This is a genomic window from Pseudomonas sp. LFM046, from assembly GCF_000949385.2.
Taxonomy (GTDB): domain Bacteria; phylum Pseudomonadota; class Gammaproteobacteria; order Pseudomonadales; family Pseudomonadaceae; genus Metapseudomonas.
This window is the reverse complement of the sequence record NZ_JYKO02000001.1, coordinates 35469-60275: the sequence shown is the minus strand read 5'-3', so window position 1 is coordinate 60275 and position 24807 is coordinate 35469. Positions and strand designations below refer to the sequence as shown.

The window sequence follows — 24807 nt, the reverse complement described above, 5'->3', positions numbered from 1 at the left end:
TAGGGCCGTCAGCGCTGGGCCACCTGCTTCTGGTTGGCGCTGACGAAATCCAGCGCGGTGCCACCGTTGCGCTGAGCGTATTGCTCGGCCTGCTCCTTGAGCAGGAAGGCGCTCAGCTCACCCTGGTCGTTGCGCACGAACCAGGCCTGGTTGGCCAGCAACTTGATCCCGCTGTCGGCAGCCTGGGCGTAGATGGCGCGGATGTCCTTGCCTTCCTTTTCCAGCTGGGCCAACGCGGTCAGTGCGGCTTCCGGCGAGGCGTAGTGACGGACCTTGTCTTCGCCGCGCACCCAGATCTGCGCCAGGCGCTTGAAGTCGGTGATCGGCTTGCCGGTCAGCGCGTCGTTGGCCTTGAGCGGCAACGGGGCGTAGTTCTTCAGCGCCTGGTCGTAGTCCTGCCCGGACGCCTTGAAGGCCGCGCGGATGTACTGGTCGTCGATGAACCGGTCGGTGTCCAGGCCACGATCGGTCTTCTTCAAGAGTTTGAGGGTGTCGATGGAGGTGGCCACTGCCTTGCGGTACTCGGGCTTCCAGGTGAGGTCGCGGGTCTGCAGGCCGAGGGGGCCGTGGAACAGGTAGTTCACTTCGGCCTCGATGCCGGTGACCTTCTCGATCAGCTCGCTGTACTTCTCGGGCGACTCGGCGAACAGGCGGTCGGCCTCCAGGCTGGCGCGCAGGTAGGCGGTGACGATCTCCGGGTACTTCTTCGCATAGGCCGCGTCCACCAGGGCACCGTGGAAGGTCGGCGCCTGGGCCTGGGAACCGTCGTAGATCTTCCGTGCGAAGCCACGGTTGGGGAACAGCTCGGCGAAGGGCACGAAATCGGCGTGGGCCTCGATGCGGTTGCTGCGCAGGGCGGAGCCGGCGATCTCCGGCGGCTGGGCGATGATGCGCACGTCCTTCTCCGGGTCCCAGCCCTGGGCGGCGACAGCGCGCAGCAGCATGCCGTGGGCGGTGGAGGCGAAGGGCACGGAGATGGTCTTGCCCTTGAGTTCGGCCAGGGACTGCACGCTGGACGATGCCGGCACCACGATGCCGTTGCCACTGCCTCGGGTGCTGCCCGACAGCACGCTGATGAACAGGCTGCGCTTGCCGGCGTCGAGGTGCGCCACGCCGTTGAAGGAGCCGGGGAAGTCGGCCATGGCGCCGAAGTCCAGCTTGCCGGCGACCATTTCATTGGTCAGCGGCGCGCCGCTGGTGAAGTTCTTCCACTCCACCTGGTAGTCGGCGTCCTTGTACTTGCCGTCATGGGGCAGGTACTTGTCCAGCAGACCCAGCTCGCGGATGAGCAGGCCGCCGGTGGCGCAGTTGATGGTGGTGTCCTGGGTGCCGATGGCGATGCGGATAGTCTCGGCGGAGGCGGACAGACTGGAAACGGCCAGCGCGAGGCTGGCGACGGTTGCACGAAGACGCATGGGTAATTCCCCTCGAATCATGAGTATTGGAATCGTCTCCGCCACATGGCTGGGTGGTGGGAAACGAGGGGCTTTCAGGTGAGGCGTCCGGGGGTGGGCCGGATGGCTGTTTGCTTTCTGATGTCGGGCTTTGATGGGTATCGTCAGCGCAGGAGGTAGGGAATCTCCACCGTCACCGCGCCGGTCGGGCAATCCTTCTCGCAGGGCATGCAGTACCAGCACTCGTCGAAGGCCATGTAGGCCTTCTGGGTGGCCGGGTTGATGGCCAGCAGGTCCATGGGGCAGACCTCGACGCAGACGGTGCAGCCCTTGTGAGCGATGCACTTGTCTTCATCGATGGTCACCGGCGCGCTGCTGCGGAAGAAGATTTCCTGGGGCTGATGGGCCATTTCACGATTCCTTGGAGTCTGGGGCTCTCGTTATGGGTCTGGCGAGGAGCGCGTTGCGCTCCATGTCGGGTTTCGCTCCGCTCTACCCAACCTACGGGGCGTCCCCGTTCACGCGGCGGCTTCGGTCTTCACACGCAGCCGGTCGTAGGCCTGCTGCTCCTCCGCATCCAGCGGAATCAGGTAGGGCTCCACCGGCTTCGTGAAGCTGGTCATGCAGCCGTCCTCGCCCTTCTTCAGGTGGCAATGGCAGAACCAGTCGGCGTCGTTGCGCTCGGGGAAGTCCACGCGATGGTGGTACAGGCCCCAGCGGCTTTCGGCGCGATACAGGGAGGCGCGGGCAGCCATTTCGGCGCAGTCGCGGATCACCGCCACTTCCATCGCGCGCATCAGCTCGTGGGGGTTGCTGGCCTTCATCTGCGCCAGGTCCCGCTCGATCTCGGCGAAGCGTGCGAGGCCGATCTCCATCTTCTTCGTCACCTTGGGCGGCTGCAGGTAGTCGTTGACCATGCGCCGCAGCTTGTACTCGACCTGGGCCGGCGGCAGGCCGTGTTCCCGGTTGAGCGGCGCGAAGACCCGTGCCCGCTCGCGCTCCACCTGGTCGGAATCGATGTCGGCGAAGGCACGCCCGGCGACGTAATCCGCCGCGTTGACCCCGGCGAACCAGCCGTAGGTGAAGGCGCCGAGCATGTAGTTGTGTGGCACGGCGGCCATGTCGCCCGCCGCGTACAGGCCCTTCACGCTGGTCTCGGCCTTCTCGTTGACCCACACGCCCGAGGCCGAATGGCCGGAGCAGAAGCCGATTTCGGAGATGTGCATTTCCACCATCTGCTGGCGGTAGTCGGTGCCGCGATTGGCGTGGAACTGGCCACGGCTGGGGCGCTCGTTGCTGTGCAGGATGTCCTCGATGGTCTGGATGGTTTCCTCGGCCAGGTGGTCCAGCTTGAGGAACACCGGACCGTTTCCGCCCTCCAGCTCCTGGTGGAACTCCCACATCATCTGGCCGCTCCAGTAGTCACACTCGATGAAGCGCTCGCCCTTGCTGTTGGCGGTGTAGCCGCCCAGCGGTCCGGTGACGTAGGCGCAGGCCGGGCCGTTGTAGTCCTTGATCAGCGGGTTGATCTGGAAGCACTCCAGGTTCGCCAGCTCCGCCCCGGCGTGATAGGCCATGGCGTAGCCGTCGCCGGCGTTGGTCGGGTTCTCGTAGGTGCCCATCAGGTAGCCCGAAGATGGCAGGCCGAGGCGACCGGCCGCGCCGCAGGCGAGGATCACCGCCTTGGCGCGGATCACCCGGAACTCGCCGCTGCGGCAGTCGAAGCCCATGACGCCACACGCGGCCCCGTCGCCGTCCAGCAGCAGGCGGGTGCAGACCACGCGGTTGCTGATCTCCACCCGCGCACGCTTGAGCTGGCGGTAGAGCACCTTCTTGATGTCGTGCCCCTCGGGCATGGGCAACACGTAGGCGCCCATGTGGTGGACCTTCTTCACCGCGTAGTCGCCGGTTTCGTCCTTCTCGAACTTCACGCCCCAGCGGTCGAGCTGCTGGATAGTCTCGAAGCTGTGGGTGGCGTAGGCGTAGACGGTGGCCTGGTTGACGATGCCGTCGTTGGCGACGGTGATTTCCTTGGTGTACTGCTCGGGCGTCGCGTGGCCGGGAATGATGGCGTTGTTCAGGCCGTCCATGCCCATGCTGATGGCGCCACTGCGCTTGACGTTGGCCTTGTCCAGCAGCAGCACGCGCAACTCGCGGTTGTGCTCCTTGGCCTTGATCGCGGCCATGGGGCCGGCGGTGCCGCCGCCGATGACAACGATGTCGTAATCCTGGTGCTGGGTGCTCATGCCTGGGGTCCCTTCTGACGGTCGATGCGCAGGCGGTACTGGAAGGCATCGCCACGGTAGTAGAGGTGTTCGAAGTCCAGCGGCGTGCCATCGGCGGTGTGGGTCAGGCGCTCGATGCGCATGATCGGCGCGCCCTCCTCCACCTCCAGCGCCTGGGTCAGGTCGCCGTCGGCGAGCACGGCGTCGATGGCCAGATCGGCGTGGCCCAAGGGAATGCCGCAGTCGTTTTCCAGGATCAGGAAGATGTCGCGGGTGGCGAGGTCTGCCTTTTCCAGCTTCTCGCCCACGGCCTTGGGCAGCCAGGTGATTTCCAGCGACACCGGCTCCCGGTTGATCAGGCGCACGCGGCGAATCTCGGTCACCGGGCTGCCTTCCCCCACCTGCAGGCGCGCCGCCACCAACGGACTGGCGGGTACATGGCGGAAACTGCGCAGGCGGTTGAGCACTTCGTAGCCCATCTGGGTCATGGACTCGGCCAGGCCCTGCAGGGTGGTGACGTTCTGGAAGGCCTTGGGTTTGGCAACGAAGGTGCCCTTGCCGTGGATCTTGAAGATCAGCCCTTCCTTCTGCAGATCGCCCAGCGCCTGGCGCACGGTGATGCGGCTGACGTTGAAGGCCTTGCCCAGCTCGCTTTCCGAAGGCATGCGGCTGTGGGGCGGGTAGGTGCCGTCGAGGATGCGCCCGCGCAGCAGCTCCTTGAGCTGGCTGTAGAGCGGTACCGGGGAGAGGGGGAGCAGTTCGGCCATAGTGTCCTTCGCTTGAATTCCTTACTTGTTATAACAAGTTATGGCGCGAGATTAACGGATATAAGAATGACTGGTGAAATACCGTTATTGAATAAGAATAGAAGCGGGCGCCCGCGTCGGGCGGTGCTTTTCCTGTAGGGGCGAATTCATTCGCCAAGCAGGCCGAAGGTCTGCCCTGCAAGGCCCGCTAGGGGCAGCTGCGCTGCCCTTGGCGAATGAATTCGCCCCTACAGAAATGAGACCCGCCTCAGGTCGAACCTGGATCAGAGCCTATCCAGCGCCTGCACGAAGTCGGCGACGATGTCGTCCGCATCCTCGATGCCCACCGACACGCGGATGGTGCCGTCGTGGATATCCAGCTCCGCCAGGGCCTCGGCCGACAGGGCGCGATGGGAGGTCTTGCCGGGGTGGGTGATGCTGCTGGCGACCCCCGCCAGGGACGGCGCGAAGGCGGTGTTCTTCAGGCCGCGCATCAGCCGGTCCACCTCGGCCAGGCCGCCGTGCAGGGTGAAGCTGAGCATCCCCGAAGCGCCTTTGGGGAACAGCCGCTGGGCCAGGGCGTGGTCCGGATGGGACGGCAGGCCGGGGTAGAACACCCGCGCCACCTTCGGGTGGGCTTCGAGGGCTTCGGCCAGGGCCTGGGCGTTGGCCGAATGGGCCTTCATGCGCAGGGCCAGGGTCTTGGCGCCACGGAAGGTCAGCCAGGACTCGAACGGGCTGGCACTGCCGCCGGCGTTGATCTGGAAGCGCCGCGCCTCCCCGATCCACTCCGCCTCGCCCACCAGGATGCCGCCGGTGGCGTCGCTGTGGCCGTTGAGGTACTTGGTGGTGCTGTGCAGCACCAGGTCTGCGCCTTCGGCCAGCGGGTTGTAGAGCGCCGGCGAGAGAAAGGTGTTGTCCACCAGCAGCTTCAGGCCACGGGACTTGGCCAGCTTCGCCAGGGCCGGCACGTCGCTGACCCGCACCAGCGGATTGGAGGCGGTTTCGGTGTAGATGAGCTTGGTCGCCGGGGTGATGGCCGCTTCCACCGCCGCCAGGTCGTTGATCTCCACCAGGGTCGCGGTGATGCCGAAACGCACCAGTTCCTTCTCGATCAGGCTCTGGGTGGTGCCGTACAGCTCGCGGCTGGCGATCAGGTGGTCGCCGGCATTCAACCGCCCCAGCAGCGCGGCGCTCACCGAGGCCATGCCGGAGGCGGAGAACAGCGCCGCTGCGCCGCCTTCCAGGTCCTTGATCAGTTGCTCCAACGCCGCCTGATTGGGGTTGGCGATGCGGGTGTACATGTAGTTGTCGGGATTGCCGGCGAGGAAATCGTCCACCTGTTCCAGGGAGTCGTAGACGAACACCGAGGATTCGTAGATGGGCAGGCTCTTCGGGCGGGTGACCATCTTCTGGTCGATGTCATTGCCGCTGTGGACGGAGAGGGTGGAGAGGCCGGGTTTGGATTCGGACATGGTGGGCTCCGGGTGGAGAGCCGCTTTCCCTGTAGGGGCGAATTCATTCGCCAAGGACCGCGAAGCGGGCCCGGACTCTGCAGGGCAGTCCTGCGGACTGCTTGGCGAATGAATTCGCCCCTACACCATTCCTTGCCCCACGGGACGGCAGCAGAAAAAAGAACGCCGACGATAGTACAGCCTCGTCGGCGTGAGGAGAGGCGCAGGCCGGGCCTGCACCACCGTGGCTAGCGGGGGATCAGAACGCCGGCACAACCGCGCCGGAGTACTTCTGCTCGATGAAGGTTTTCACTTCCGGGCTGGTCAGCGCGGCGGAGAGTTTCTTGATGGCGTCGCTGTCCTTGTTGTCCGGACGGGCCACCAGGTAGTTCACGTAGGGCGAGGTGCGGTCTTCCAGCACCAGGGCGTCCTTGGACGGGTTCAGCTTGGCTTCCAGCGCGTAGTTGGTGTTGATCAGGGCCAGGTCGACCTGGTCCAGCACGCGCGGCAGCAGGGCCGCTTCCAGCTCCTTGAACTTGAAGTTGTGCGGGTTCTCGGCGATGTCCTTGGGGGTGGCCAGGGCGTTCTTCGGATCTTTCAGTTTCAGCAGGCCGGACTTCTGCAGCAGGAGCAGGGCGCGGCCGCTGTTGCTGCCTTCGTTGGGGATGGCGATGGTGGCGCCGTCCGGCAGTTCCTTCAGGGATTTGTACTTGCTGGAGTAGCCGCCGAAGGGCTCGACGTGAACGCCTTTGACGATTACCAGGTGGGTGCCTTTGCCGCTGTTGAAGTTGTCCAGGTAGGGCTTGGTCTGGAAGTAGTTGGCGTCCAGGCGCTTCTGGTCCACCTGCAGGTTGGGCTGCACGTAGTCGGTGAAGACCTTCACTTCCAGATCCACGCCTTCCTTGGCCAGCTGGGGTTTCACCAGCTCGAGGATTTCTGCGTGGGGGACCGGCGTAGCGGCGACGACGAGCTTTTCGCCAGCCTGGGCGAAGGTGGCGGAAAGGGCAGCGGCCAGGGCGGTCAGCAGCAGGGTCTTCTTCATGATGGTCCGTCTCATTCTGTGGCTCCGGCTGGATCGTCAGCCGCGAGCGGGTGTTGGAGTGCCCGGTCTGGGTGTGCCGGGTTAAGGGCGACACTACGGTGAATTCTTATAACGAACAAATATCGATTTTTTATTTTTATATTCCAAAATGGATATAAAAACAGCGCACTTGATAACGTTCGCGCCCTGACTGACCAGTATTTCCATGTCGCGTCTGCGAATTGCCTGCAACGCCCCGGCTCACTAGAGTGGCAGCCTTCGCAACTGCCCACCGAGCCACCGCCATGCTCAATGCCGCCCTTTCCCGCTTCCCCCGTCTGGAACTGGTCCCCTCGCCCACCCCGCTGGAGAAGCTGGAGCGGCTGTCGAGCAAGCTGGGGCGTGACGTCTTTGTTAAGCGCGACGACATCACCCCCTTCGCCCTCGGCGGCAACAAGGTGCGCAAGCTGGAATTCCTCGCCGCCGACGCCCTGGCCCAGGGGGCCGATACCCTGGTCACCGCCGGTGCCATCCAGTCCAACCACGTCCGCCAGACCGCCGCCCTGGCCGCGCGCCTGGGTCTTGGCTGCGTCGCCCTGCTGGAAAACCCCATCGGCACCACCGACAGCAACTACCTCAGCAATGGCAACCGCCTGCTGCTGGACCTGTTCGGTACCGAGGTCGAGCTGGTGCCCAACCTGGACACCGCCGACGAGCTCCTCGCCGCCACCGGCGAGCGCCTGCGCGCCGCCGGCAAGCGCCCGTACCTGGTGCCCATCGGCGGCTCCAATGCCCTGGGGGCCCTGGGTTATGTGCGCGCCGGCCTGGAACTGGCCGAGCAGATCAAGGCCAGTGGCGAGACCTTCTCCGCCGTGGTGCTGGCCTCCGGCAGCGCCGGCACCCACGCGGGCCTCGCGCTGGCCCTGGAGCACGCCCTGCCCGGCACCCGCGTGGTGGGCGTCACCGTCTCCCGCCCGGACGCCACCCAGCGACCCAAGGTGGAGGGCCTGCTGCAACGCACGGCTGATTTGCTCGGCGTCCCGGTTCCGGCCGGACTCAAGGTGGAGCTGTGGGACCAGTATTTCGCCCCGCGCTACGGCGAGCCCAATGCCGGCACTCTCGACGCGGTGCGCCAGGTGGCCAGCCACGAGGGCCTGCTGCTGGACCCGGTGTACACCGGCAAGGCCTTCGCCGGCCTGCTCGATGGGGTCGCCAAGGGCGCCTTCGAAGGCAACGGGCCGGTGCTCTTCCTCCACACCGGTGGCTCTCCGGCACTCTTCGCCTATCATCCAGCGGGTGTCGTGTGAAATGCGCTTATTCCAAAAAATATGCAGTAAATAATTTTTGATTATTTTATTGCATATAACCAAAACCCTAGAGTTGCCACACCTTTAGCAACCTGCCCCCGTGAGGCTCATATGACATTCGCAACCCTGCGTCGCCAGTTCATCCTCGGCAGCCTGAGCCTGGTGCTCGGCGCCGGCTTTGTCGGCACCAGCTTCGCCGCCGACCTGCTCCAGGACATCCAGCAGAAAGGCGCCATCAAGGTCGGCCTGGAAGGCACTTACCCGCCCTTCAACTACCAGGACGAGAGCGGCAAGCTGACCGGCTTCGAAGTCGAACTGGCCGAGGCCCTGGCCAAGGAGCTGGGTGTGAAGGCCGAGTTCCAGCCCACCAAGTGGGACGGCATCCTCGCGGCCCTGGAATCCAAGCGCCTGGACGTGGTGATCAACCAGGTGACCATCTCCGACGAGCGCAAGAAGAAGTACGACTTCTCCACCCCCTACACCGTCTCCGGCATCCAGGCGCTGGTGCGCAAGGGTGACGAGGGCGGCATCAAGTCCGCCGCTGACCTGGCTGGCAAGAAGGTCGGTGTGGGCCTGGGCACCAACTACGAGCAGTGGCTGAAGGACAACGTCCCGCAGGCCGACATCCGCACCTACGACGACGACCCCACCAAGTTCCAGGACCTCAACGTCGGCCGCATCGACGCCATCCTGGTGGACCGCCTGGCCGCCTTCGAAATGGTCGAGAAGACCAATGGCAAGCTGGCCGTGACCGGCGAACCCTTCTCCCGCCAGGAAGCCGGCATCGCCCTGCGCAAGGGCAACCCGGAACTGCTGGCCGCCCTCGACAAGGCCCTGGCCAAGCTGAAGGCCGACGGCACCCTGAAGAAGCTCTCCGAGAAATGGTTCAAGGCTGACGTTACCCAATGATCGACACCAGCCTGCAACTTGCGCTGGATTCCGCGCCCTTCCTGTTGAAGGGCGCGGTTTTTACGGTGGTACTGAGCCTCGGCGGCATGTTCTTCGGCCTGCTGCTGGGGTTCACCCTCGCCCTGATGCGCCTCTACGGTTTCACCGCCCTGCAGTGGCTTTCGCGGATCTACGTGTCCTTCTTCCGTGGCACGCCGCTGCTGGTGCAGCTGTTCATGATCTATTACGGCCTGCCGCAGCTGGGCATCCAGCTTGAGCCGCTGCCCGCCGCGCTGATCGGCTTCTCGCTGAACATGGCCGCCTACACCTCGGAAATCCTCCGCGCCGCCATCGCCTCCATCGACCGGGGCCAGTGGGAAGCCGCCGCCAGCATCGGCATGAGCCGCACCCAGACGCTGGTGCGCGCCATCCTTCCGCAAGCCGCGCGCACCGCATTGCCGCCCTTGGGCAACAGCTTCATCTCGCTGGTGAAGGACACCGCCCTGGCCGCCACCATCCAGGTGCCGGAACTCTTCCGCCAGGCGCAGCTGATCACCGCGCGCACCTTCGAGATCTTCACCATGTACCTGGCCGCCGCGCTGCTCTACTGGGTGCTCGCGACCGTGCTGTCGCACTTCCAGGGCCGCCTCGAGGCACGGGTCAACCAGCATGAGCGCGACGCCTGATGATCACCGTCCGTAACCTGACCAAGTCCTTCAAGGGCCAGGAGGTGCTCAAGGGCATCGACCTGACCATCGAGCCGGGCGAAGTGGTGGCCATCATCGGCCCCAGCGGCTCCGGCAAGACCACCCTGCTGCGCTGCCTCAACCTGCTGGAGGAACCCAGCGGCGGCCATATTCGGGTGGGCGAGATCGACATCGACGCCAGCAAGCCACTGAAGCACCAGCAGACGCTGATTCGCAAGCTGCGCCAGCACGTCGGCTTCGTGTTCCAGAACTTCAATCTCTTCCCCCATCGCACTGCGCTGGAGAACGTCATCGAAGGCCCGGTGGTGGTGAAGAAACAGCCCCGTGAGCAAGCCATCGAGCGGGCCCGCAAGCTGCTGGCCAAGGTCGGCCTGGCGGGCAAGGAAGACGCCTACCCCAAGCGCCTGTCCGGCGGCCAGCAACAGCGGGTGGCCATCGCCCGTGCCCTGGCCATGGAGCCTGACGTGATCCTCTTCGACGAACCCACCTCGGCGCTGGACCCGGAGCTGGTGGGCGAAGTGCTCGCCACCATCCGCGGCCTGGCCGAGGAGAAGCGCACCATGGTCATCGTCACCCACGAGATGAGCTTCGCCCGCGACGTGGCCAACCGCGCGATCTTCATCGACAAGGGCGTGATCGTCGAACAGGGCGACGCCAAGGCCCTGTTCAGTACGCCGAAGGAAGAGCGCACCAAGCAGTTCCTGAGCAAGTTCCTTAACGGCTGAGAGTTTCCGAGGCATTTCCTTGTAGGGGCGAATTCATTCGCCAAGTAGGCCGCAGGTCTGCCACTTGGGCTTCCAGGGGGCAGCTGCGCTGCCCTCGGCGAATGAATTCGCTCCTACAGATTGTCCTCCGCCGCTTGTTCCTTCCGGCAAGCTCCCTGCAAGGAATTGCGCGTAGAATCCGCGCCCCTCGCAATACCGCCCCGCCACCGGAACCCGCATGAACCCGAGCACCCTCCTCTCCCTGCCATTGCTGGCCCTCGCCCTGGGCGGCTTCGTCGTCGGCAGCAGCGAATTCATCATCATGGGCCTGTTGCCCGAGGTCGCCAAAGACCTCCAGGTCAGCCTCTCCGACGCCGGCCTGCTGGTCAGCGCCTACGCCATGGGCGTGGTAATCGGCGCGCCGCTGCTGGGTCCGCTGCTCGGACGCCTGCCGCGACGCCAGGCCCTGCTCTGGCTGATGGGCGCCTATGCCCTGGGCAACCTCGGCTGCGCCCTCGCGCCGACCTACGAATGGCTGCTGGCGATGCGTATGTTCACCGCCTTCAGCCACGCCGGCTTCTTCGGCTGCGCCACCCTGCTGGCCGCCGAACTGGCCCCGCCGCATCGTCGTGCCTCGGCCATGGCCCTGGTGCTCAGCGGCCTGACCATCGCCAACGTGCTCGGCGTGCCGGCGGGCGCCTGGCTGGGCCAGGCCACCAGCTGGCGGGTGACATTCATGGTGGTGGCGGGTCTGGGCTTCCTCACCTTGCTCGCCCAGGCCCTCTGGCTGCCGGCCGCGCCCAAGCCGCAATCCAATACCGCCGGGGCCTGGAGCGGCATCCTGCGTCGCCCGGTACTGCATGCGCTGTTCGTCTGCAGCCTGTCGTCGGTGGCGCTGTTCGGCGTGTTCACCTACATCAGCCCGCTGCTGCGCGACGTCTCCGGCTTCAGCCCGGAGCACGCCAACTTCGCCCTGCTGCTGTTCGGCATCGGCCTGACCGTGGGCAACCTGCTGGGTGGGCGCCTGGCCGACAAGGGCTTCCGCCACGCCCTGCCCCTGGCCTTCGGGGTGAGCACGCTGTGCCTGCTGGGATTGTTCGTCTTCGCGCAGATTCCGGCCCTGGCCCTGGGCTGCCTGTTCCTCTGGGGCGTGGCCAGTTTCGCCATCTCCTCGCCGCTGCAACTGCTGCTGGTGGAGCAGGCCGGCGAATCCGCGAGCCTGGCCGCCACGCTGAGCCACGCCGCGTTCAACCTGGGCAACGCCAGCGGCGCCTTCGTCGGCGGTCTGTGGCTGAGCACCAGCATGGGCCTGGCCAACCTGCCGTTGATGGGCGCGGGCGTGCTGGTCCTGAGCATCCTCGTTTGCCTGCCGCTGCCGCGCCTGCGGTCGGTGAAGGACCACCTGAAGGCCACTGGACAGATTCACTGATCGGCGGAGAACAGGACCGTAGGGTGGATGTCGCTTTTTACATCCACCGACGGAGCCTGGCCGAACCTCGAATGGTGGACCGATGAGGCGTGGTCCACCCTACGTCCGCAGCTCGCCTACCCTGCCAACACTTCGGCGAACAACTGGCGCAGGTGGTCGCGTTCCTCGTCATTGGCCGCCAGCCGGCGCAACTGCACGGCAAGCTGGGCATAGCCCGGCAGGGGCGGCAGGTTGAGGTGTTGCGGCTGGATCTCGTCCCCCTCGCTCACCAGCAGGGCGAAGTGCACGCTGTTCTCCAGCTCGCGGGTATTGCCCGGCCAGGGATAGGCCTCCAGGGCCGCCTGGGCGGCCGGGCCGATCAGCGGCAGTGGCAGGTCCAGGCGTTGGGCGTAGATGCCGAGGAAGTACTCCGCCAGCGGCAGGATATCGGCGGGGCGCTCGCGCAGCGGCGGCAACTCCACCCGCCCCTCATCCAGGTACTGATAGAGCCGTGCATTGAACTTGCCCACGCGCACCGCCTTGGCCAGGTCGATGCTGGTGGCGGCCACCAGGCGCACGTCCACAGGCGTCGGCTGCTGGGCGCCGACGCGAATCACCTCACGGCTCTCCAGTGCCGCCAGCAGCTTGGCCTGTAGCGGTAGCGGCAGGTCGCCGATTTCATCCAGGTAGAGGGTTCCGCCATTGGCCGAACCGAACCAGCCGGCACGGCTGCTGGCCGATCCACTGTGGGCACCGGCGGCGTGGCCGAACAGCTCGGCCTCGGCGTAGCTCCTGCTGATGGCGCTGCAGCTCACCGCCACGAACAGGCCGGGCCGATCGCTGGAACGGTGGATCTGGCGCGCCAGCAGCTCCTTGCCGGTTCCCGTCTCGCCCTGGATCAGCACCGGCAGCGCACTGGGGGCCAATTGGTCCACGTCTTCCCGCAGGCGGCGCGAGCGCTCATCGACGAAGACCAGCGCGCGGGCGCGGATGCTCAGGGGGCTGCGGTCGGCGTCGGCGAAGGTCAGCAACGGCTGACCGGGGGTTTCCTTGTACATGACGAAATCTCCCGCCGGGCCCAGGCTGCAAAGCAGCGGACCCTGGCGTATTGCTGAATGCGGAGGAGGATCAGGCGTGCTTGCGAGCCAGTTGCTCGACGCGACCCTGCAGGCGATACAGGTGAGCGAAGCCCTGCTCCCAGGTGTGGTGCCCGGACTTCACGTTGATATGGCCGGCACCGGTGAGAATGGCGGCTTCCGCGCCCCAGTCACGGGCCATTTCCAATGCCCGCTGAGGGCTGGCGGCGTGGTCGTTGTCCGACCCCACCAGCAGGCTGGGGAAGGGCAGCAGATTACGGGGTACGGGGGCGAAGCCCTTGAGCGGCTCCGGACAACCGGGGCGCTGCACATCCGCCGGCGCCACCAGCAGCGCGCCACGCACGCGACGCAGCACATCCGGGTCGGACTGCGCGGCCCAGTGGGCGACCGTCACGCAACCCAGGCTGTGGGCGATCAGGATGGCCGGTGTGCGCTCGGCATCGATGGCGCGCTCCACCGCTGCCACCCAGGCATCGCGCTCCGGGTTGTCCCAGTCGGCCTGCTCGACCCGGCTGGCATTGGGCAGGGTGCGTTGCCAATGGCTCTGCCAATGCTCGTCGGACGAGCCCTGCCATCCCGGCAGAATCAAGTAGCGAATGGCCTGGCTGCGCATGGCGAGCCCTCCTTGCTGAAGTTCGATGCTGGGCAGTCTAGGCGCTCTTCATATATCTGTTAAGGAATAAGAATTTATTTGCTTATTCCTTGTTGGCTTATTCGCACAACGTCATCTCCGTCGCGACGGAGCAGGTCTACAGGATGGGCAGGGCGGCGCTCCGCGAGCAGAGCGATACCCATCGCGTTGCTATGCACCAACCAGCAACGCGCCAAATGGCCGCCATGCAATTCGACGATGGACTGAGCCGGAAGGAGCTGGATACCTTCCTCGCCCTCATGCGCAACGGCAACCTGTCGCAGGCTACGACGCGCGGGCTTCCTGAAGGCTCGCAAACGCGACCCAAACCAGCAGGCGCTGGTCACCGAGTGCCGCCTGTACCGCCTGCGCAACGAGGGCTGAGCAGGGCATTGCCGCGTGATGGTGGAGCACTAGATACGAGGTGCCCTAGAAGAGTGGAACCTGACTGCACCAAGGTTACATCCGGCCCGTAATTCGAAATTTCTTACATGACTCGCTGAAACTTTCAGCGAGTTAATCATGATCTCCGCTGCTAGGCTCTTTTCCGCATTCTTTACCTGGAGTAAACGCATGATCTTCTGGCGGACTCTGCTTTTCGTTGGGCTATTTCTTTTACTGAGCGGATGCAATTCAAATCCGACAGAACCGAGGGAACTTGGATATATCGACCTGATGGTCAGGCCCTATTCGTTCAAGATCCCCGTCGGCGCATTGGACGGCGTAACGATCATGGGGTCTGAAAACAATGGCTTGGGTGTGATCTTCGACAGACGGAACAAGACAGGTCGGCAGAGGATGCTCTCCATATTCGCTTTCTATAACCCCATTTTTGGTTACGACATCGATATGCGGAAGTTCCCCCGACTCGTATTAGGGCTGGATGAGCTTACGTCGGAGCTGGGGCTGAGTGAAATTGCCCAAGAAGATATCCGTAACACGTCACGCGCTATCGCACAGGGGCGTCGAGCGAACGTCATGAAAATCCCAGGTGGAATCGCCTATCTGTTAATAGACGAACAGGATGGATATGTGGATGGCTACCTGACAGCCGACGACAACCCCCAGGCACTCAACTTTATTTCTGCAAAAGGAATTAGCGAGAAAGAACTAAAAAGAATAATTTTTGACAACGTTTATCTAGATAGAGGAATACTGGGGAACTGACATGCATCTTTCACCTGCAGAACAAGAAAGTCTTTACCTGATCATGGAGCTTCTTTGGGGAAAATATGCGCAAGTCTTCTCATCCAAAAAGAGCATGTTCAACGGGGCGACTGTCGACATAGTGCAACAGGCCATTGAGAGTGATCGCCGCTGTAATAGCGATATGTTGAGTCTACTCGGTGGAGTGACGTCCGGTCTGGCCATCGGGGCCCATCAAAAGTGGCTGAGAGAAGCACTTGGGGATCTGGCCGGTAAACTCTCAGGCAGCACAATCAAACTCAAAGGGTTGGCCTGCATGGTCACGACCTTCTCGGCATACAGAAACCAGATAGAACTGACCTTCTGGTAGTTTCAATAGCGGCCGAACCGGCGGTCGGCTCAGTCCGCCAGGACAATCTGGTTCTTGCCGCCACGCTTGGCCTTGTACATGGCCGCATCGGCGCGGGCGTAGAGGCTGTCGAGGCTGCCGTCGTCGCGCAGGTTCGCCAGGCCCTGGCTGACGGTGACGCCGAACGTGCGGCCTTCGATGGTGACGCTCAGACGCTGCACCTCTCGTTGCAGGCGCTCGGCGATCTGCCGGGCCAGTTCCGGTGTGCAGCCGGGCAGCAGGGCGGCGAATTCCTCGCCGCCTATGCGGCCGAAGTGATCGCCCCGGCGCAGGGCATTGGCGCCGCACTGGGCGATGCGTTGCAGCACCTGGTCGCCGACCTGGTGGCCGTGGGTGTCGTTGATCTGCTTGAAGTCATCGATGTCCAGCAGGATGAAGGCCAGCGGAGTGCCGTACTGCACGGCGAGGTCGAACTCGTGCTGGGCGCATTCGAAGAAGTGCCGGCGGTTGCTGCTCTTGGTCAGCACATCGGTGGTGGCCAGGCGGTGCAGCTCGCCTTCCAGCTGTTTCTTCTCGGTGATGTCTTCGGCGATGCCGACCACGATGGTCGGCTGCCCCTCCCCACCGCGCTGGCTGATGAAGCACTTGTCGCTGATCCAGCGCAGTTGGCCGTCGGCGCGAATGATGCGGTACTCGCGGGCCTCGATGGCGCCCTTCTCCAGCACATCGGCGAAGCTCTGTGCGGCGTAGTCCACGTCGTCCGGGTAGATGCAATTGCGCCACTCGCTGTAGTCCGCCAGCAGCAGGGCGGCGGAGCGGCCGAACAATGTCTCGTAGGCGGGGCTGACATAGATGACCCCCTGGGCCTCCCAGTCGAAGGCCCAGAGCACAGCATTCACGCTGCCCAGCAGGCTGCTGTAGATCGCTTCGCGCTCGCGCAGCCGTTCCACCTCGCCGCGGCTGTGGAGCAGGGCGAGGGTGAGTTTTTCCAGTTCGCTCGGGGATTCCAGGGACGTTTCCATTCGGCCACTACCTTGACAGGACCTGCCTTCGACAGATTAGGCGGGTAAAAGTGCAGCGTGGCGTCGAACCGACGGTCAGGCGTGGCTGACATGACGGAAGGCAGCGAAGCGGTTGAGCAGTCGATGCAGGACAAAGACCGCCACCAGGGTCAGGAATACCGCCACGCAGACCGAAGAGAGACGGTAGGCGATGGAGTAGACCACGTCGTGCTGTGGCGTGAGGTATTGGCCGAAGACGATCGCCAGGGTGGTCAGCGCGCCGAAGCCGACGCCCTGGGCGCCCTCCAGCACGTGCAGGCGGGCGCAGCAGAAGGCGGCGGTCCAGTACATCAGGGTCACCAGCGGCAGCACGTCGTAGTGGCTGTAGAGCACCAGTTGCAAGGCCAGGCCGATGGCGCAGCCGAGCAGCGTGCCGAGGGCGCGGATGCGGCCGGCGAAGCGGATGCCGTTCCAGTGCATGGGGAACAGCACCAGGATTGACGCCACCTGGGCGGACAGCGAGTCCCGCAGGTCGAAGCTCTGGAACAGCATGAACGACAGGGTCGCGATGGTCGCCCCGAGCACCGCCTCATGACGCTGGCTGGGCAGGTCCTTGGCCGGCATCGGCCGAGGTGGACGCGCTTCGGCATCGGGGAACAGCCAGAACATCAGCCAGGCGATCAGCACGGTCAGCCCGGCGGCTACCAGATTGCTGGTGACCAGGTCGTAGAGGTGGGTATCCGGGTAGCTGGCGAAGTGCAGCTGCATGGAGAGGAACACGCTGCCGAGGGCGCCGAACATGAACAGCGGTCCCTGGGCCATGAGGCGGAAGCGCCAGAGGAAGGCTAGGAAGGCCAGGGGCACCATCAGCTGTGGCCGGTCGCCGAACAGGCCGTAGATCAGCAGCACTTCAAGACTGACCACCACCGACTGCAGCAGGAACTGCCGCACCACATGGGCGTTGATGGTGGGCGAGAGGCCCAGCAGGAGCATGGGGTAAACGCAGAAGAAGGAGCCGTTGTCCCAGCCCATCAGCTTGCAGAGAAACAGCCCGAGGGTGCCGCCGCCGGCCAGGCGCAGGCACTGGCGCAGGTCGTTTTCCGTCAGCGCTGTCCTGCGGCTCATCAGTACACCCAGCCCTCAATAGACATAGTGCAGCAGGCTGATCAGCGCGATCTGCAGGCGACCGCAGAGGTCCGCCAGGTGCGAGTCGCGCGGGTAGAGCTGGACGGTGGCCTTGGCGCCGCTGGGCAGTGCGTGGGGCAGGGCTTCGGTCAGGCTCACGTGCAGGCGCTGGCGCTGGGCGTCGCGCACCCAGCGGTCGGACACCGCCGGCGCGGCCAGGTCGCCATTGGCGTCCAGTTGGCCTTCCTTCACGCCGGCGTCGATGGCGGTCACTGTCGCGTCGAAGATGTGTCCGGGCAGGGCGTCGAACACCACCGAGGCGCTGTCCTCCAGGCGCACATAGCGCAGGGCCTTCTCGCGGAAATCGGCGCTGATGTCCGCTTCGTCCGCCACCAGCGCCGCCACCGGGCTGCCGGCGTGCAGGAAGGCGCCGGGGGACAGCTGCAGGTTGCTCAGGACGCCAGCGCGCTCGGCCCGCACTTCGCTGTATGCCAGTTGCAGGCGGGCCTGCTCCAGGGCATTGCGGGCCTGGCGCAAGCGCAGGTTGTGCTCGCCGGCAGCACCACGCTGGGCGCTCAGTTCACGAATGCGCGCACCCGCGGCGGCCAGCTTGGCCTCGGCGGCCTGGCGCTGGGCCTCGGTCTGCTCGAAGAGCTGGCGCGACACATGCTGGCTCTGCACCAGGCGGCCGAGGCGCGCAGCCTCGCGTTGCAACTCGCTGGCCGAGGCCTGGGCGGCTGTCTGGTCGGCACGGGCGGCGGCAATCGCGGCGTCGAGCTGGCGGTTGTCCTGCCCGGCCTGTTCCAGCGCCAGCTCAGCGGCGCTGACGGCGAGGCGGAAGGGTTGCGGATCGAGGCGGAACAACAACTGGCCAGCCTCGACGTGCTGGTTGTTGGCCACGGCCACCTCCAGCACCTGGCCATCCACCCGCGGGGCGATGCGCAGCACCGGGCGGGTCAGCTGCGCCTGGGGCGTGATGGGCATCCACAGGTCCGCCGCAAGGAAATAGGCGAACAGCAGGACGAACAGGGCGACGGCCACCTGGACCCGGCGGGCGAATCTCTGATCCGGAGTCATGCGAACCTCGAAGGGGCCCGCTGAAAACGCGGGCGGGAAAGACGTGAACGGCCAGCCCTCGGCCAATGCCGCTCATGGGGGAAAGTATATTTTCGGAAATTTCGTCGATAATCTGCTGAAATCGAGAATCAGCCTTACACAAGGGGTAACAATGGACACGCTCCACAGCATGCGGGTATTCGTGCGGGTGATAGACACCGGAAGTTTCACCGCCGCCGCCCAGGCCATGGACCTGTCCACCGCCCAGGTGTCACGCCTGGTGTCGGAACTGGAGCAGCAGCTCCAGGCCCGCCTGCTGCATCGCACCACCCGCCGTCTGGCACTGACCGAAGTGGGCGAGCGCTACTTGCAGCGTTGCCGGCAGATCCTCGGCGAAGTGGACGAAGCCGCCGCCGAGGCCCGCGGCGCCCACCTCAAGCCCCACGGCCGCCTGCGCGTGCACACCATGACCGGCCTCGGCCTGCAGCACCTCACCCCCCTGGTGGCGCGCTACACCGAGCTGTACCCGGAAGTGGTGGTGGAGCTGACCCTGTCCCAGCGCACCCCCGACCTGCTGGAAGACGGCCACGACGTCATCATCACCTTCGCCCGCGAACTGCCCGACTCGCAGATGGTGGCCCAGGTGCTGGGCCCGATGTTCAGCGTGCTCTGCGCCGCCCCCGGCTACCTGAAGAAGCATGGCGTGCCCCTGGGGCCGGCGGACCTCCAGCAGCATCGCTACCTGCGCTTGCTGGACCCGCTCTACGAGGACAGCTGGGTGTTCAACGGCGAGCACGGCGAATTCAACGTGCTGCCCGCCGAAAGCTTCCAGGTGAACGTCGCCGAATCCCTGGCCAAGGCGGCCCAGGCCGGCATGGGCGTCTGCCTGCTCCCCTCCTTCGTCGCCTGCCCGCCCGTGCGCGACGGCAAGCTGCTGCGGCTGCTGCCCGAGTACCGCCTGCGCGAGCGCAACATCTACGCGATCTACCCTTCGCGGCGCTTCCTCGACGCCAAGATCAAGACCTGGGTGGAGTTCCTCAAGGCCGAGCTGCCGCCGCTGCTGAACCAGGACGAGACCCAGCTGGAAGATCCGAAGCACTGGGCAATCAATTCCAAATTGTTGCGCAGAGAGAAATAGTTCTTCACTCAAACCGCTATTTTTCGCCTTTCCTGACCTCCCTAAGATGGCGCCATGTTTCGCAAGAAACCATCTGAGAGGTTCAAGATATGCAACGTAATCTGATTTTTACCGCTGTTTTCGCCGTATTTTCCCTGTTTTTCTCGCAACTGACCCTGGCCAGCGAATCCGGCACCTTTGTTGCGCGTAACGCAGCTCTGGCCGAGCAGCGCGCCGAGGCCGCCCAGCAGAAGGCCGCTGCCGAGCAGCGCGCCGCGCAGCGACAGCAGCAGGCCGACGACGCCCAGGACAGCTGAGTCCTCCCCCCCTCGTTTTCTCCACCTCCTGACGTTGATGCGTGACAGCTCCTATATCGACGTCCTGTTCAGGCCGCTCACGATGAGCGGCCTTTTTTTGCGCTGTCCCCAGCAAACACCAGGAGACTGAGGCTCCACCGGCCAAGCCGCCCAGCCGAGGCCGCCGTGCCGCTTTCCGCTCTTCGCACTGCCATAACGACAAGGAACACCACGTGAACGCCAAGTACCTGATGACCCCTCTGGCGCTGGCGCTGCTGGCCGCCAGCGCGCACGCCGAAGAAGCCGCCGACGAAGGCTTCGTCGAGGGTTCCCACCTGACCCTCCAGACCCGCAACTACTACTTCAACCGCGACCGTCGCGACGCCGGCACCCAGAACAGCCAGGAATGGGGGCAGGGCTTCATTGGGCTGTTCAACTCGGGCTACACCCAGGGCCCCATCGGCGTCGGCGTGGACGCCTACGGCATGCTCGGCCTGAAGCTGGATGGCGGCGGTGGTACCGGCGGCTCCTCGATTCTCCCGACCACCGCGCCGGACAAACCCGGCCTGAAATTCGGCAAGGCTCCGGACGACTTCTCCAGCGGCGGGGCGGCGCTCAAGCTGCGCGGCTTCGATAGCGAGCTGAAGCTCGGCGACCAGTTCATCAACAACCCGGTGATCGCCGGCGGCACCACCCGCATGCTGCCGCAGACCTTCCGTGGCGTGAGCCTGGTCAACCAGAGCGTCCGGGACCTGCGTCTGGAAGGCGGCCAGGTGAGCTTCACCAAGCTCTACAACCAGAGCGGTCACCGGCGCATCGACAGCTCCTACGGCGTCTTCCCGGATGATCGCAAGAGCCACCACATCAGCTGGCTGGGCGGCACCTGGACCGGCGTGGAAGGTCTGTCCAGCAGCCTCTACGCCGCCGAACTGCAGGACGTATGGAAGCAGTACTACGCCAACCTGGACTACACCTGGCAGCTCAACGACCTGGTCAGCCTGAACCCCGGCATCAACTACTACCGCACCCAGGACACCGGCAGCGCACTGCTTGGCGAGATCGACAACAACACCTACAGCGCGCACTTCGCCGTGGGTATCGGCCACCACACGCTCACGACGGTGTACCAGAAGGTCAATGGCAACACGCCGTTCGACTACATCAACCAGGGCGACAGCATCTACCTGGACAACTCGCAGCAGTACTCGGACTTCAACGGTCCCAACGAGGAATCCTGGAAGCTGCAATACGCCTACGACTTCGCCGGCCTCGGTATTCCCGGCCTGAGCGCCCTGGCGGCCTACTCCCGCGGCGAACTGGACCTGACCAAGGTCGATCCGAACAGCCCCGGCTACGGCTATCTGTTCAGCGCAGACGGCAAGCACGCCAAGCATTGGGAACGCGATCTGGACATTCGCTATGTGGTGCAGGAAGGCGCGGCCAAGGACCTCGCCCTGCGCGCCCGCTGGGCCAACCATCGCGGCGGCAACGGTTACAGCGCCGTGGATAACGACGTGGACGAACTGCGCCTGATCGTGGACTACCCGATCGAGGTGTTCTGAGGCTCGGCTCGCTCCGCTTTCGCGAATTAATTCGCTCCTCCAAGAGCCGACATCCCTTCTCGACCTGTAGGAGCGATTTCAATCGCGAAGGGCAGCGCAGGCTGCCCCCGAGAAACCCCGCCGAATCGACGGATGAATCCTTCGCTTGAACAAAAAAAGGCCGGCATCTCTGCCGGCCTTTTCATGGGCACTTCCAGTGTCAGGCAGAAGCCGGACGCAGGGAGTAGGTCTTCAGCTGTTCGGCGAAGTCGCGCAGGGACTGGATTCCACTGGCCTCGGCCTCGTGCACCCATTGCTTCATGGCTTCGAGCATGTCGTGGCCATTGGCGCTGGTCTTGACCCAGATCTGCTGCAGCGCCAGGCGCTTCTCGTAGATCACCTTGAGGGCCTGGCTCTGCTCCAGCATGGCGGCGATGCGCGCCTGGTGGCCTTCGTCGAGCAGGCTGGTCTCGCGGGACAGCAGGCGCTTGGCGCGGCGGAACAGGTGACGCACCGACTCGTCGGCCTTGGCCAGTTCCTGCTTCACCAGCGGGCCGATCACCAGCTTGCGGTACTGGGCCATGATCTGGAAACGGTTGTTGAGGATGGCCATGGCGGTGTCCATGTCCAGGTTGCCCTTGCCTTCGACGCGGTGGGCGATGGGCGCCACGCGCTGCACCTTGGCCAGGCCAAAGCAGCTGAACAGCTTGATCCACGCCCAGCCCATGTCGAACTCCCACTTCTTCACCGAGAGCTTGGCGGAGTTGGGGTAGGTGTGATGGTTGTTGTGCAGCTCTTCGCCGCCGATGAGGATGCCCCAGGGCACCAGGTTGGTGGCGGCGTCGCGGCATTCGAAGTTGCGGTAACCGATGGCGTGGCCCAGGCCATTGATCACGCCGGCGGCCCAGACGGGAATCCAGGCCATCTGCACGGCCCAGATGGTGATGCCAGCGGCACCGAACAGGGCCAGGTCGATCAGCGCCATCAGTACCACGCCACCAATGGGGAAGCGGCTGTAGACGTTGCGCTCCATCCAGTCATCCGGGCAGTTCTTGCCATAGATGCGCAGGGTGTCCTCGTTCTTCGCCTCTTCCTGGTAGAGCTCGGCGCCCTTGCGCAGGACGGTCCACAGGCCCTTGATGACCGGGCTGTGCGGGTCGTCGACGGTTTCGCACTTGGCGTGGTGCTTGCGGTGGATGGCGGTCCACTCGCGGGTGTTCATGGCGGTGGTCATCCACAGCCAGAAGCGGAAGAAATGCTTGAGCGCCGGATGCAGCTCCAGGGAGCGGTGCGCCGAATAGCGGTGCAGATAGACGGTGACGCTGACGATGGTGATGTGGGTCAGCACCAGGGTGACCGCCACCAGTTGCCACAGCGACAGGTCGAGAAATCCGTTGTACCACATGGATGGTGTTGCCTCGGGAAATGTGAACGGGGCTTGCAGGACAAACCTGCGACGGATTATCACATTGCCCCCGGAGAAAACCATCCTGTCTTTTAGATAGAACTCCCCCGATCGTCGGTTGCCCGTATAATGCGCGCCTCCACGTGTGACCCAGGCCAGGGAGGCTGCGCCCATGCGTTCCAAGTTCAGCGCCCTGCGACTGGTGCTGCCCTATTTCATACTCGCCAGCCTCTGGGTGCTGTTCAGCGATCGCCTGCTGATTGCCCTGGTGGGTGATCGCGAGTTGCTGGACGAGCTGCAGACCGCCAAGGGCCTGTTCTTCGTCCTGGTCACCAGCGTCCTGCTGTTCTCCCTGGTCTGCCTGCACCTGCGCCATCTGAAGCATTACCTGGACGCCCGTCGCGCCCATGAAAGCAGCCTGCGCCAGGCGGCGGCGGTGTTCGACAGCACCCAGGAAGGCGTGCTGGTCACCGATGCCGAGTGCCGCATCGTTCACGTCAACCGCGCCTTCGCCCGCATCACCGGCTTCGAGGAAGCCGAGGTCCTGGGCGAGAACCCGCGCATCTTCAGTTCCGGCCGCCACGCTCCGGACTTCTACCAGGCCATGTGGCACGCGCTGAACAACCGCCGGGAATGGAGCGGCGAAGTGTGGAACCGGCGCAAGAATGGCGAGATCTACCCGCTCTGGCAGAACCTCCGCGCCATCCACGACGACGACGGCCAGCTCACCCACTACGTGGCGGTGTTCTCCGATATCAGCGCGATCAAGCGTTCCCAGCGCGAGCTGGACTTCCTCGCCCACCACGACCCGCTGACCAACCTGCCCAACCGCCTGCTCTTCACCGAGCGTGTCGAGCAGGTGCTGGAGCGCACGCGTCGCGAACGGCAGCACGGCGCGGTCCTGCTGCTCGACCTGGACCACTTCAAGCACATCAATGAAAGCCTCGGCCCGTCCCAGGGCGACCTGCTGCTGAAAATGGTCGGCACACGCCTGCAGGCGCTGCTGGAAGGCGGCATGACCCTGGCGCGTCTGGGCGGCGACGAATTCGGCCTGCTCTGGGACAACTGCCCCCACCCCGACCAGGCAGCGGCCCTGGCCGAACGCATCCGCGCCGAACTCTGCACCCCATTCCGCCTGGGCGGGCACGACCTGTTCATCAGCACCAGCCTGGGCATCAGCCTCTTCCCGGACGGCGACGACAGCGTCGAGCAGGTGATGCGCAATGCCGACTCGGCGCTCTTCAAGGCGAAGAGTACCGGTCGCGATTCCTATGCCTTCTACAGCCAGGAACTGACCGAGCAGGCGCACCAGCGCGTCGAGCTGGTCGGCGCCCTGCGCCGCGCCCTGGAGCAGGGCCAGCTGCGGGTTCACTACCAGCCCATCCAGCGCCTGGCCGACAGCCGCCTGATCGGCTTCGAGGCCCTGGTGCGCTGGGAGCACCCCGAGCGCGGCCTGGTGCCCCCGGGCGAGTTCATTCCGGTGGCCGAGGAAAGCGGACTGATCGGCCATATCGACGCCTGGGTCCTGGAGCAGGCCTGCCGCCAGATGCAGCGCTGGCTGGAGCAGGGACGGGACCTGGTCTTCGTGGCGGTCAACCTGTCGTGCCGACAGTTCCGCCGCGCCGAGCTGGATGCCGAAGTGGCCCGGGTGCTGGCCGACACCGGTCTCGCGCCGCACTACCTGGAACTGGAAATCACCGAGAGCGCGGTGATGGAAGATCCGGACTCCGCCGAAGGCCTGCTCACACGCCTGCGCGACCTGGGCGTCCGCCTGGCCATCGACGATTTCGGCACGGGCTACTCCTCCCTCCAGCGCCTCAAGCGCCTGCCCGTGCACAAGCTGAAGATCGACCAGAGCTTCGTGCGCGGCCTGCCGGCCGACCAGAACGACATCGCCATTGCCCACGCCGTTACCGCCCTGGGCCACAGCCTTGGGCTCAGCGTGCTGGCCGAGGGCATCGAGGGCGATGCCCAGGCCGACTTCCTCCGCGAACTGGGTTGCGACTACGGCCAGGGCTACCTGTTCAGCCGCCCGCTGCCGGCGGCTGACGTGGAACGCCTCTGGGTCGCCGCCTGATCACGGCCCAGAAGCGGCCCCTGCGAAACCCTGGGCACCTCCGGCAGCGCCCCCAGGCCACCCGAGCCAATCAAAATAGTTATATAAAAATTCTTAAACAGTATTTTTAAGA

The 24807-nt window shown here is 64.8% G+C and carries 23 protein-coding genes; 11 read left to right on the top strand and 12 right to left on the bottom strand.

Going from position 1 to position 24807, the window contains the following annotated elements; all coding sequences use genetic code 11:
• Positions 1-8 precede the first annotated feature (8 nt).
• The 6 genes from TQ98_RS00290 to TQ98_RS00265 form a co-directional block, all read right to left on the bottom strand.
• Entirely contained in the window at positions 9-1415 is a 1407-nt protein-coding gene (locus tag TQ98_RS00290; RefSeq protein ID WP_044870953.1) for an ABC transporter substrate-binding protein, read from the bottom strand.
• Positions 1416-1558: 143 nt separating this feature from the next.
• The gene (locus TQ98_RS00285; protein ID WP_044870952.1) at positions 1559-1804 is read right to left on the bottom strand and encodes a ferredoxin family protein; all 246 of its coding nucleotides are present in this window, start codon (positions 1802-1804) and stop codon (positions 1559-1561) included.
• A gap of 108 nt (positions 1805-1912) precedes the next feature.
• The gene (locus TQ98_RS00280) at positions 1913-3640 is read right to left on the bottom strand and encodes a fumarate reductase/succinate dehydrogenase flavoprotein subunit (protein ID WP_044870951.1); all 1728 of its coding nucleotides are present in this window, start codon (positions 3638-3640) and stop codon (positions 1913-1915) included.
• Positions 3637-4386 carry a GntR family transcriptional regulator gene (locus TQ98_RS00275; protein ID WP_044870950.1) on the bottom strand — a complete coding sequence of 250 codons (750 nt, stop codon included), beginning with the start codon at positions 4384-4386 and terminating at the stop codon, positions 3637-3639. Before TQ98_RS00275 ends, TQ98_RS00280 begins: the two co-directional genes overlap by 4 nt.
• 263 nt (positions 4387-4649) lie before the next feature.
• Entirely contained in the window at positions 4650-5840 is a 1191-nt protein-coding gene (locus TQ98_RS00270; protein WP_103102825.1) for a PLP-dependent aspartate aminotransferase family protein, read from the bottom strand.
• Positions 5841-6078: 238 nt separating this feature from the next.
• Positions 6079-6861 (bottom strand): MetQ/NlpA family ABC transporter substrate-binding protein, encoded by a 783-nt coding sequence (locus tag TQ98_RS00265; protein ID WP_044870947.1) that lies wholly within the window; start codon positions 6859-6861, stop codon positions 6079-6081.
• 284 nt (positions 6862-7145) lie between these two features.
• Here TQ98_RS00265 and TQ98_RS00260 point away from each other — a divergent pair, with 284 nt between their 5' ends.
• From TQ98_RS00260 to TQ98_RS00240, 5 genes are all read left to right on the top strand, one after another.
• Positions 7146-8147 (top strand): D-cysteine desulfhydrase, encoded by a 1002-nt coding sequence (locus TQ98_RS00260; protein ID WP_044870946.1) that lies wholly within the window; start codon positions 7146-7148, stop codon positions 8145-8147.
• Positions 8148-8258: 111 nt separating this feature from the next.
• Complete coding sequence (gene tcyJ / locus TQ98_RS00255) at positions 8259-9056, top strand: cystine ABC transporter substrate-binding protein (protein WP_044870945.1); 798 nt, start codon at positions 8259-8261, stop codon at positions 9054-9056.
• Positions 9053-9721, top strand: coding sequence for a cystine ABC transporter permease (gene tcyL / locus TQ98_RS00250; RefSeq protein WP_044870944.1), 669 nt, complete (start codon positions 9053-9055; stop codon positions 9719-9721). Before tcyJ ends, tcyL begins: the two co-directional genes overlap by 4 nt.
• Entirely contained in the window at positions 9721-10467 is a 747-nt protein-coding gene (gene tcyN, locus TQ98_RS00245; RefSeq protein WP_044870943.1) for an L-cystine ABC transporter ATP-binding protein TcyN, read from the top strand. Before tcyL ends, tcyN begins: the two co-directional genes overlap by 1 nt.
• A 217-nt stretch (positions 10468-10684) precedes the next feature.
• A complete protein-coding gene (locus TQ98_RS00240) occupies positions 10685-11875 on the top strand; it encodes an MFS transporter (protein ID WP_044870942.1) in 1191 nt (396 codons plus the stop codon).
• Between the two features lie 116 nt (positions 11876-11991).
• Here TQ98_RS00240 and TQ98_RS00235 read toward each other — a convergent pair whose 3' ends face one another.
• Complete coding sequence (locus tag TQ98_RS00235; RefSeq protein WP_044870941.1) at positions 11992-12912, bottom strand: sigma-54-dependent transcriptional regulator; 921 nt, start codon at positions 12910-12912, stop codon at positions 11992-11994.
• A 70-nt stretch (positions 12913-12982) separates the two neighbouring features.
• A complete protein-coding gene (locus tag TQ98_RS00230; RefSeq protein ID WP_044870940.1) occupies positions 12983-13564 on the bottom strand; it encodes an alpha/beta hydrolase in 582 nt (193 codons plus the stop codon).
• A gap of 540 nt (positions 13565-14104) precedes the next feature.
• Here TQ98_RS00230 and TQ98_RS00225 point away from each other — a divergent pair.
• Positions 14105-14749 (top strand): hypothetical protein, encoded by a 645-nt coding sequence (locus tag TQ98_RS00225; RefSeq protein WP_146035981.1) that lies wholly within the window; start codon positions 14105-14107, stop codon positions 14747-14749.
• A 1-nt stretch (position 14750) separates the two neighbouring features.
• Positions 14751-15098, top strand: coding sequence for a hypothetical protein (locus TQ98_RS00220; RefSeq protein ID WP_044870938.1), 348 nt, complete (start codon positions 14751-14753; stop codon positions 15096-15098).
• Between the two features lie 29 nt (positions 15099-15127).
• Here TQ98_RS00220 and TQ98_RS00215 read toward each other — a convergent pair whose 3' ends face one another.
• The 3 genes from TQ98_RS00215 to TQ98_RS00205 all read right to left on the bottom strand — a co-directional run bounded on the left by TQ98_RS00215 (position 15128) and on the right by TQ98_RS00205 (position 18280).
• Positions 15128-16099: a sensor domain-containing diguanylate cyclase gene (locus tag TQ98_RS00215; protein WP_044870937.1), complete on the bottom strand. Its 972-nt coding sequence runs from the start codon at positions 16097-16099 to the stop codon at positions 15128-15130.
• 75 nt (positions 16100-16174) lie between these two features.
• Positions 16175-17203, bottom strand: a complete 1029-nt coding sequence (locus TQ98_RS00210) for a DUF2955 domain-containing protein (protein ID WP_044870936.1) — start codon at positions 17201-17203, stop codon at positions 16175-16177.
• Between the two features lie 15 nt (positions 17204-17218).
• The gene (locus TQ98_RS00205) at positions 17219-18280 is read right to left on the bottom strand and encodes an HlyD family secretion protein (protein WP_103102824.1); all 1062 of its coding nucleotides are present in this window, start codon (positions 18278-18280) and stop codon (positions 17219-17221) included.
• A gap of 151 nt (positions 18281-18431) precedes the next feature.
• Between TQ98_RS00205 and TQ98_RS00200 the strand changes: the two genes are divergently transcribed.
• The 3 genes from TQ98_RS00200 to TQ98_RS00190 all read left to right on the top strand — a co-directional run bounded on the left by TQ98_RS00200 (position 18432) and on the right by TQ98_RS00190 (position 21234).
• Positions 18432-19397, top strand: coding sequence for a LysR family transcriptional regulator (locus TQ98_RS00200; protein ID WP_044870933.1), 966 nt, complete (start codon positions 18432-18434; stop codon positions 19395-19397).
• Positions 19398-19486: 89 nt separating this feature from the next.
• The gene (locus TQ98_RS00195; protein WP_044870932.1) at positions 19487-19693 is read left to right on the top strand and encodes a hypothetical protein; all 207 of its coding nucleotides are present in this window, start codon (positions 19487-19489) and stop codon (positions 19691-19693) included.
• Between the two features lie 212 nt (positions 19694-19905).
• On the top strand, positions 19906-21234 hold the full coding sequence (locus TQ98_RS00190; RefSeq protein ID WP_103102823.1) for an OprD family porin: 1329 nt from the start codon (positions 19906-19908) through the stop codon (positions 21232-21234).
• Positions 21235-21433: 199 nt separating this feature from the next.
• Here the strand turns inward: TQ98_RS00190 and desA are convergent, their stop codons facing one another.
• Positions 21434-22618, bottom strand: coding sequence for a delta-9 fatty acid desaturase DesA (gene desA, locus TQ98_RS00185; protein WP_044870931.1), 1185 nt, complete (start codon positions 22616-22618; stop codon positions 21434-21436).
• Positions 22619-22790: 172 nt separating this feature from the next.
• Here desA and dibA point away from each other — a divergent pair, with 172 nt between their 5' ends.
• On the top strand, positions 22791-24695 hold the full coding sequence (dibA, locus tag TQ98_RS00180; protein ID WP_044870930.1) for a phosphodiesterase DibA: 1905 nt from the start codon (positions 22791-22793) through the stop codon (positions 24693-24695).
• Positions 24696-24807: the final 112 nt, after the last annotated feature.

Coding starts and splice junctions, on each gene's coding strand:
- TQ98_RS00290 (WP_044870953.1), bottom strand. CDS start 1,415: ATGCGTCTTCGTGCAACCGTCGCCAGCCTCGCGCTGGCCGTTTCCAGT.
- TQ98_RS00285 (WP_044870952.1), bottom strand. CDS start 1,804: ATGGCCCATCAGCCCCAGGAAATCTTCTTCCGCAGCAGCGCGCCGGTG.
- TQ98_RS00280 (WP_044870951.1), bottom strand. CDS start 3,640: ATGAGCACCCAGCACCAGGATTACGACATCGTTGTCATCGGCGGCGGC.
- TQ98_RS00275 (WP_044870950.1), bottom strand. CDS start 4,386: ATGGCCGAACTGCTCCCCCTCTCCCCGGTACCGCTCTACAGCCAGCTC.
- TQ98_RS00270 (WP_103102825.1), bottom strand. CDS start 5,840: ATGTCCGAATCCAAACCCGGCCTCTCCACCCTCTCCGTCCACAGCGGC.
- TQ98_RS00265 (WP_044870947.1), bottom strand. CDS start 6,861: ATGAAGAAGACCCTGCTGCTGACCGCCCTGGCCGCTGCCCTTTCCGCC.
- TQ98_RS00260 (WP_044870946.1), top strand. CDS start 7,146: ATGCTCAATGCCGCCCTTTCCCGCTTCCCCCGTCTGGAACTGGTCCCC.
- tcyJ (WP_044870945.1), top strand. CDS start 8,259: ATGACATTCGCAACCCTGCGTCGCCAGTTCATCCTCGGCAGCCTGAGC.
- tcyL (WP_044870944.1), top strand. CDS start 9,053: ATGATCGACACCAGCCTGCAACTTGCGCTGGATTCCGCGCCCTTCCTG.
- tcyN (WP_044870943.1), top strand. CDS start 9,721: ATGATCACCGTCCGTAACCTGACCAAGTCCTTCAAGGGCCAGGAGGTG.
- TQ98_RS00240 (WP_044870942.1), top strand. CDS start 10,685: ATGAACCCGAGCACCCTCCTCTCCCTGCCATTGCTGGCCCTCGCCCTG.
- TQ98_RS00235 (WP_044870941.1), bottom strand. CDS start 12,912: ATGTACAAGGAAACCCCCGGTCAGCCGTTGCTGACCTTCGCCGACGCC.
- TQ98_RS00230 (WP_044870940.1), bottom strand. CDS start 13,564: ATGCGCAGCCAGGCCATTCGCTACTTGATTCTGCCGGGATGGCAGGGC.
- TQ98_RS00225 (WP_146035981.1), top strand. CDS start 14,105: ATGATCTCCGCTGCTAGGCTCTTTTCCGCATTCTTTACCTGGAGTAAA.
- TQ98_RS00220 (WP_044870938.1), top strand. CDS start 14,751: ATGCATCTTTCACCTGCAGAACAAGAAAGTCTTTACCTGATCATGGAG.
- TQ98_RS00215 (WP_044870937.1), bottom strand. CDS start 16,099: ATGGAAACGTCCCTGGAATCCCCGAGCGAACTGGAAAAACTCACCCTC.
- TQ98_RS00210 (WP_044870936.1), bottom strand. CDS start 17,203: ATGAGCCGCAGGACAGCGCTGACGGAAAACGACCTGCGCCAGTGCCTG.
- TQ98_RS00205 (WP_103102824.1), bottom strand. CDS start 18,280: ATGACTCCGGATCAGAGATTCGCCCGCCGGGTCCAGGTGGCCGTCGCC.
- TQ98_RS00200 (WP_044870933.1), top strand. CDS start 18,432: ATGGACACGCTCCACAGCATGCGGGTATTCGTGCGGGTGATAGACACC.
- TQ98_RS00195 (WP_044870932.1), top strand. CDS start 19,487: ATGCAACGTAATCTGATTTTTACCGCTGTTTTCGCCGTATTTTCCCTG.
- desA (WP_044870931.1), bottom strand. CDS start 22,618: ATGTGGTACAACGGATTTCTCGACCTGTCGCTGTGGCAACTGGTGGCG.
- dibA (WP_044870930.1), top strand. CDS start 22,791: ATGCGTTCCAAGTTCAGCGCCCTGCGACTGGTGCTGCCCTATTTCATA.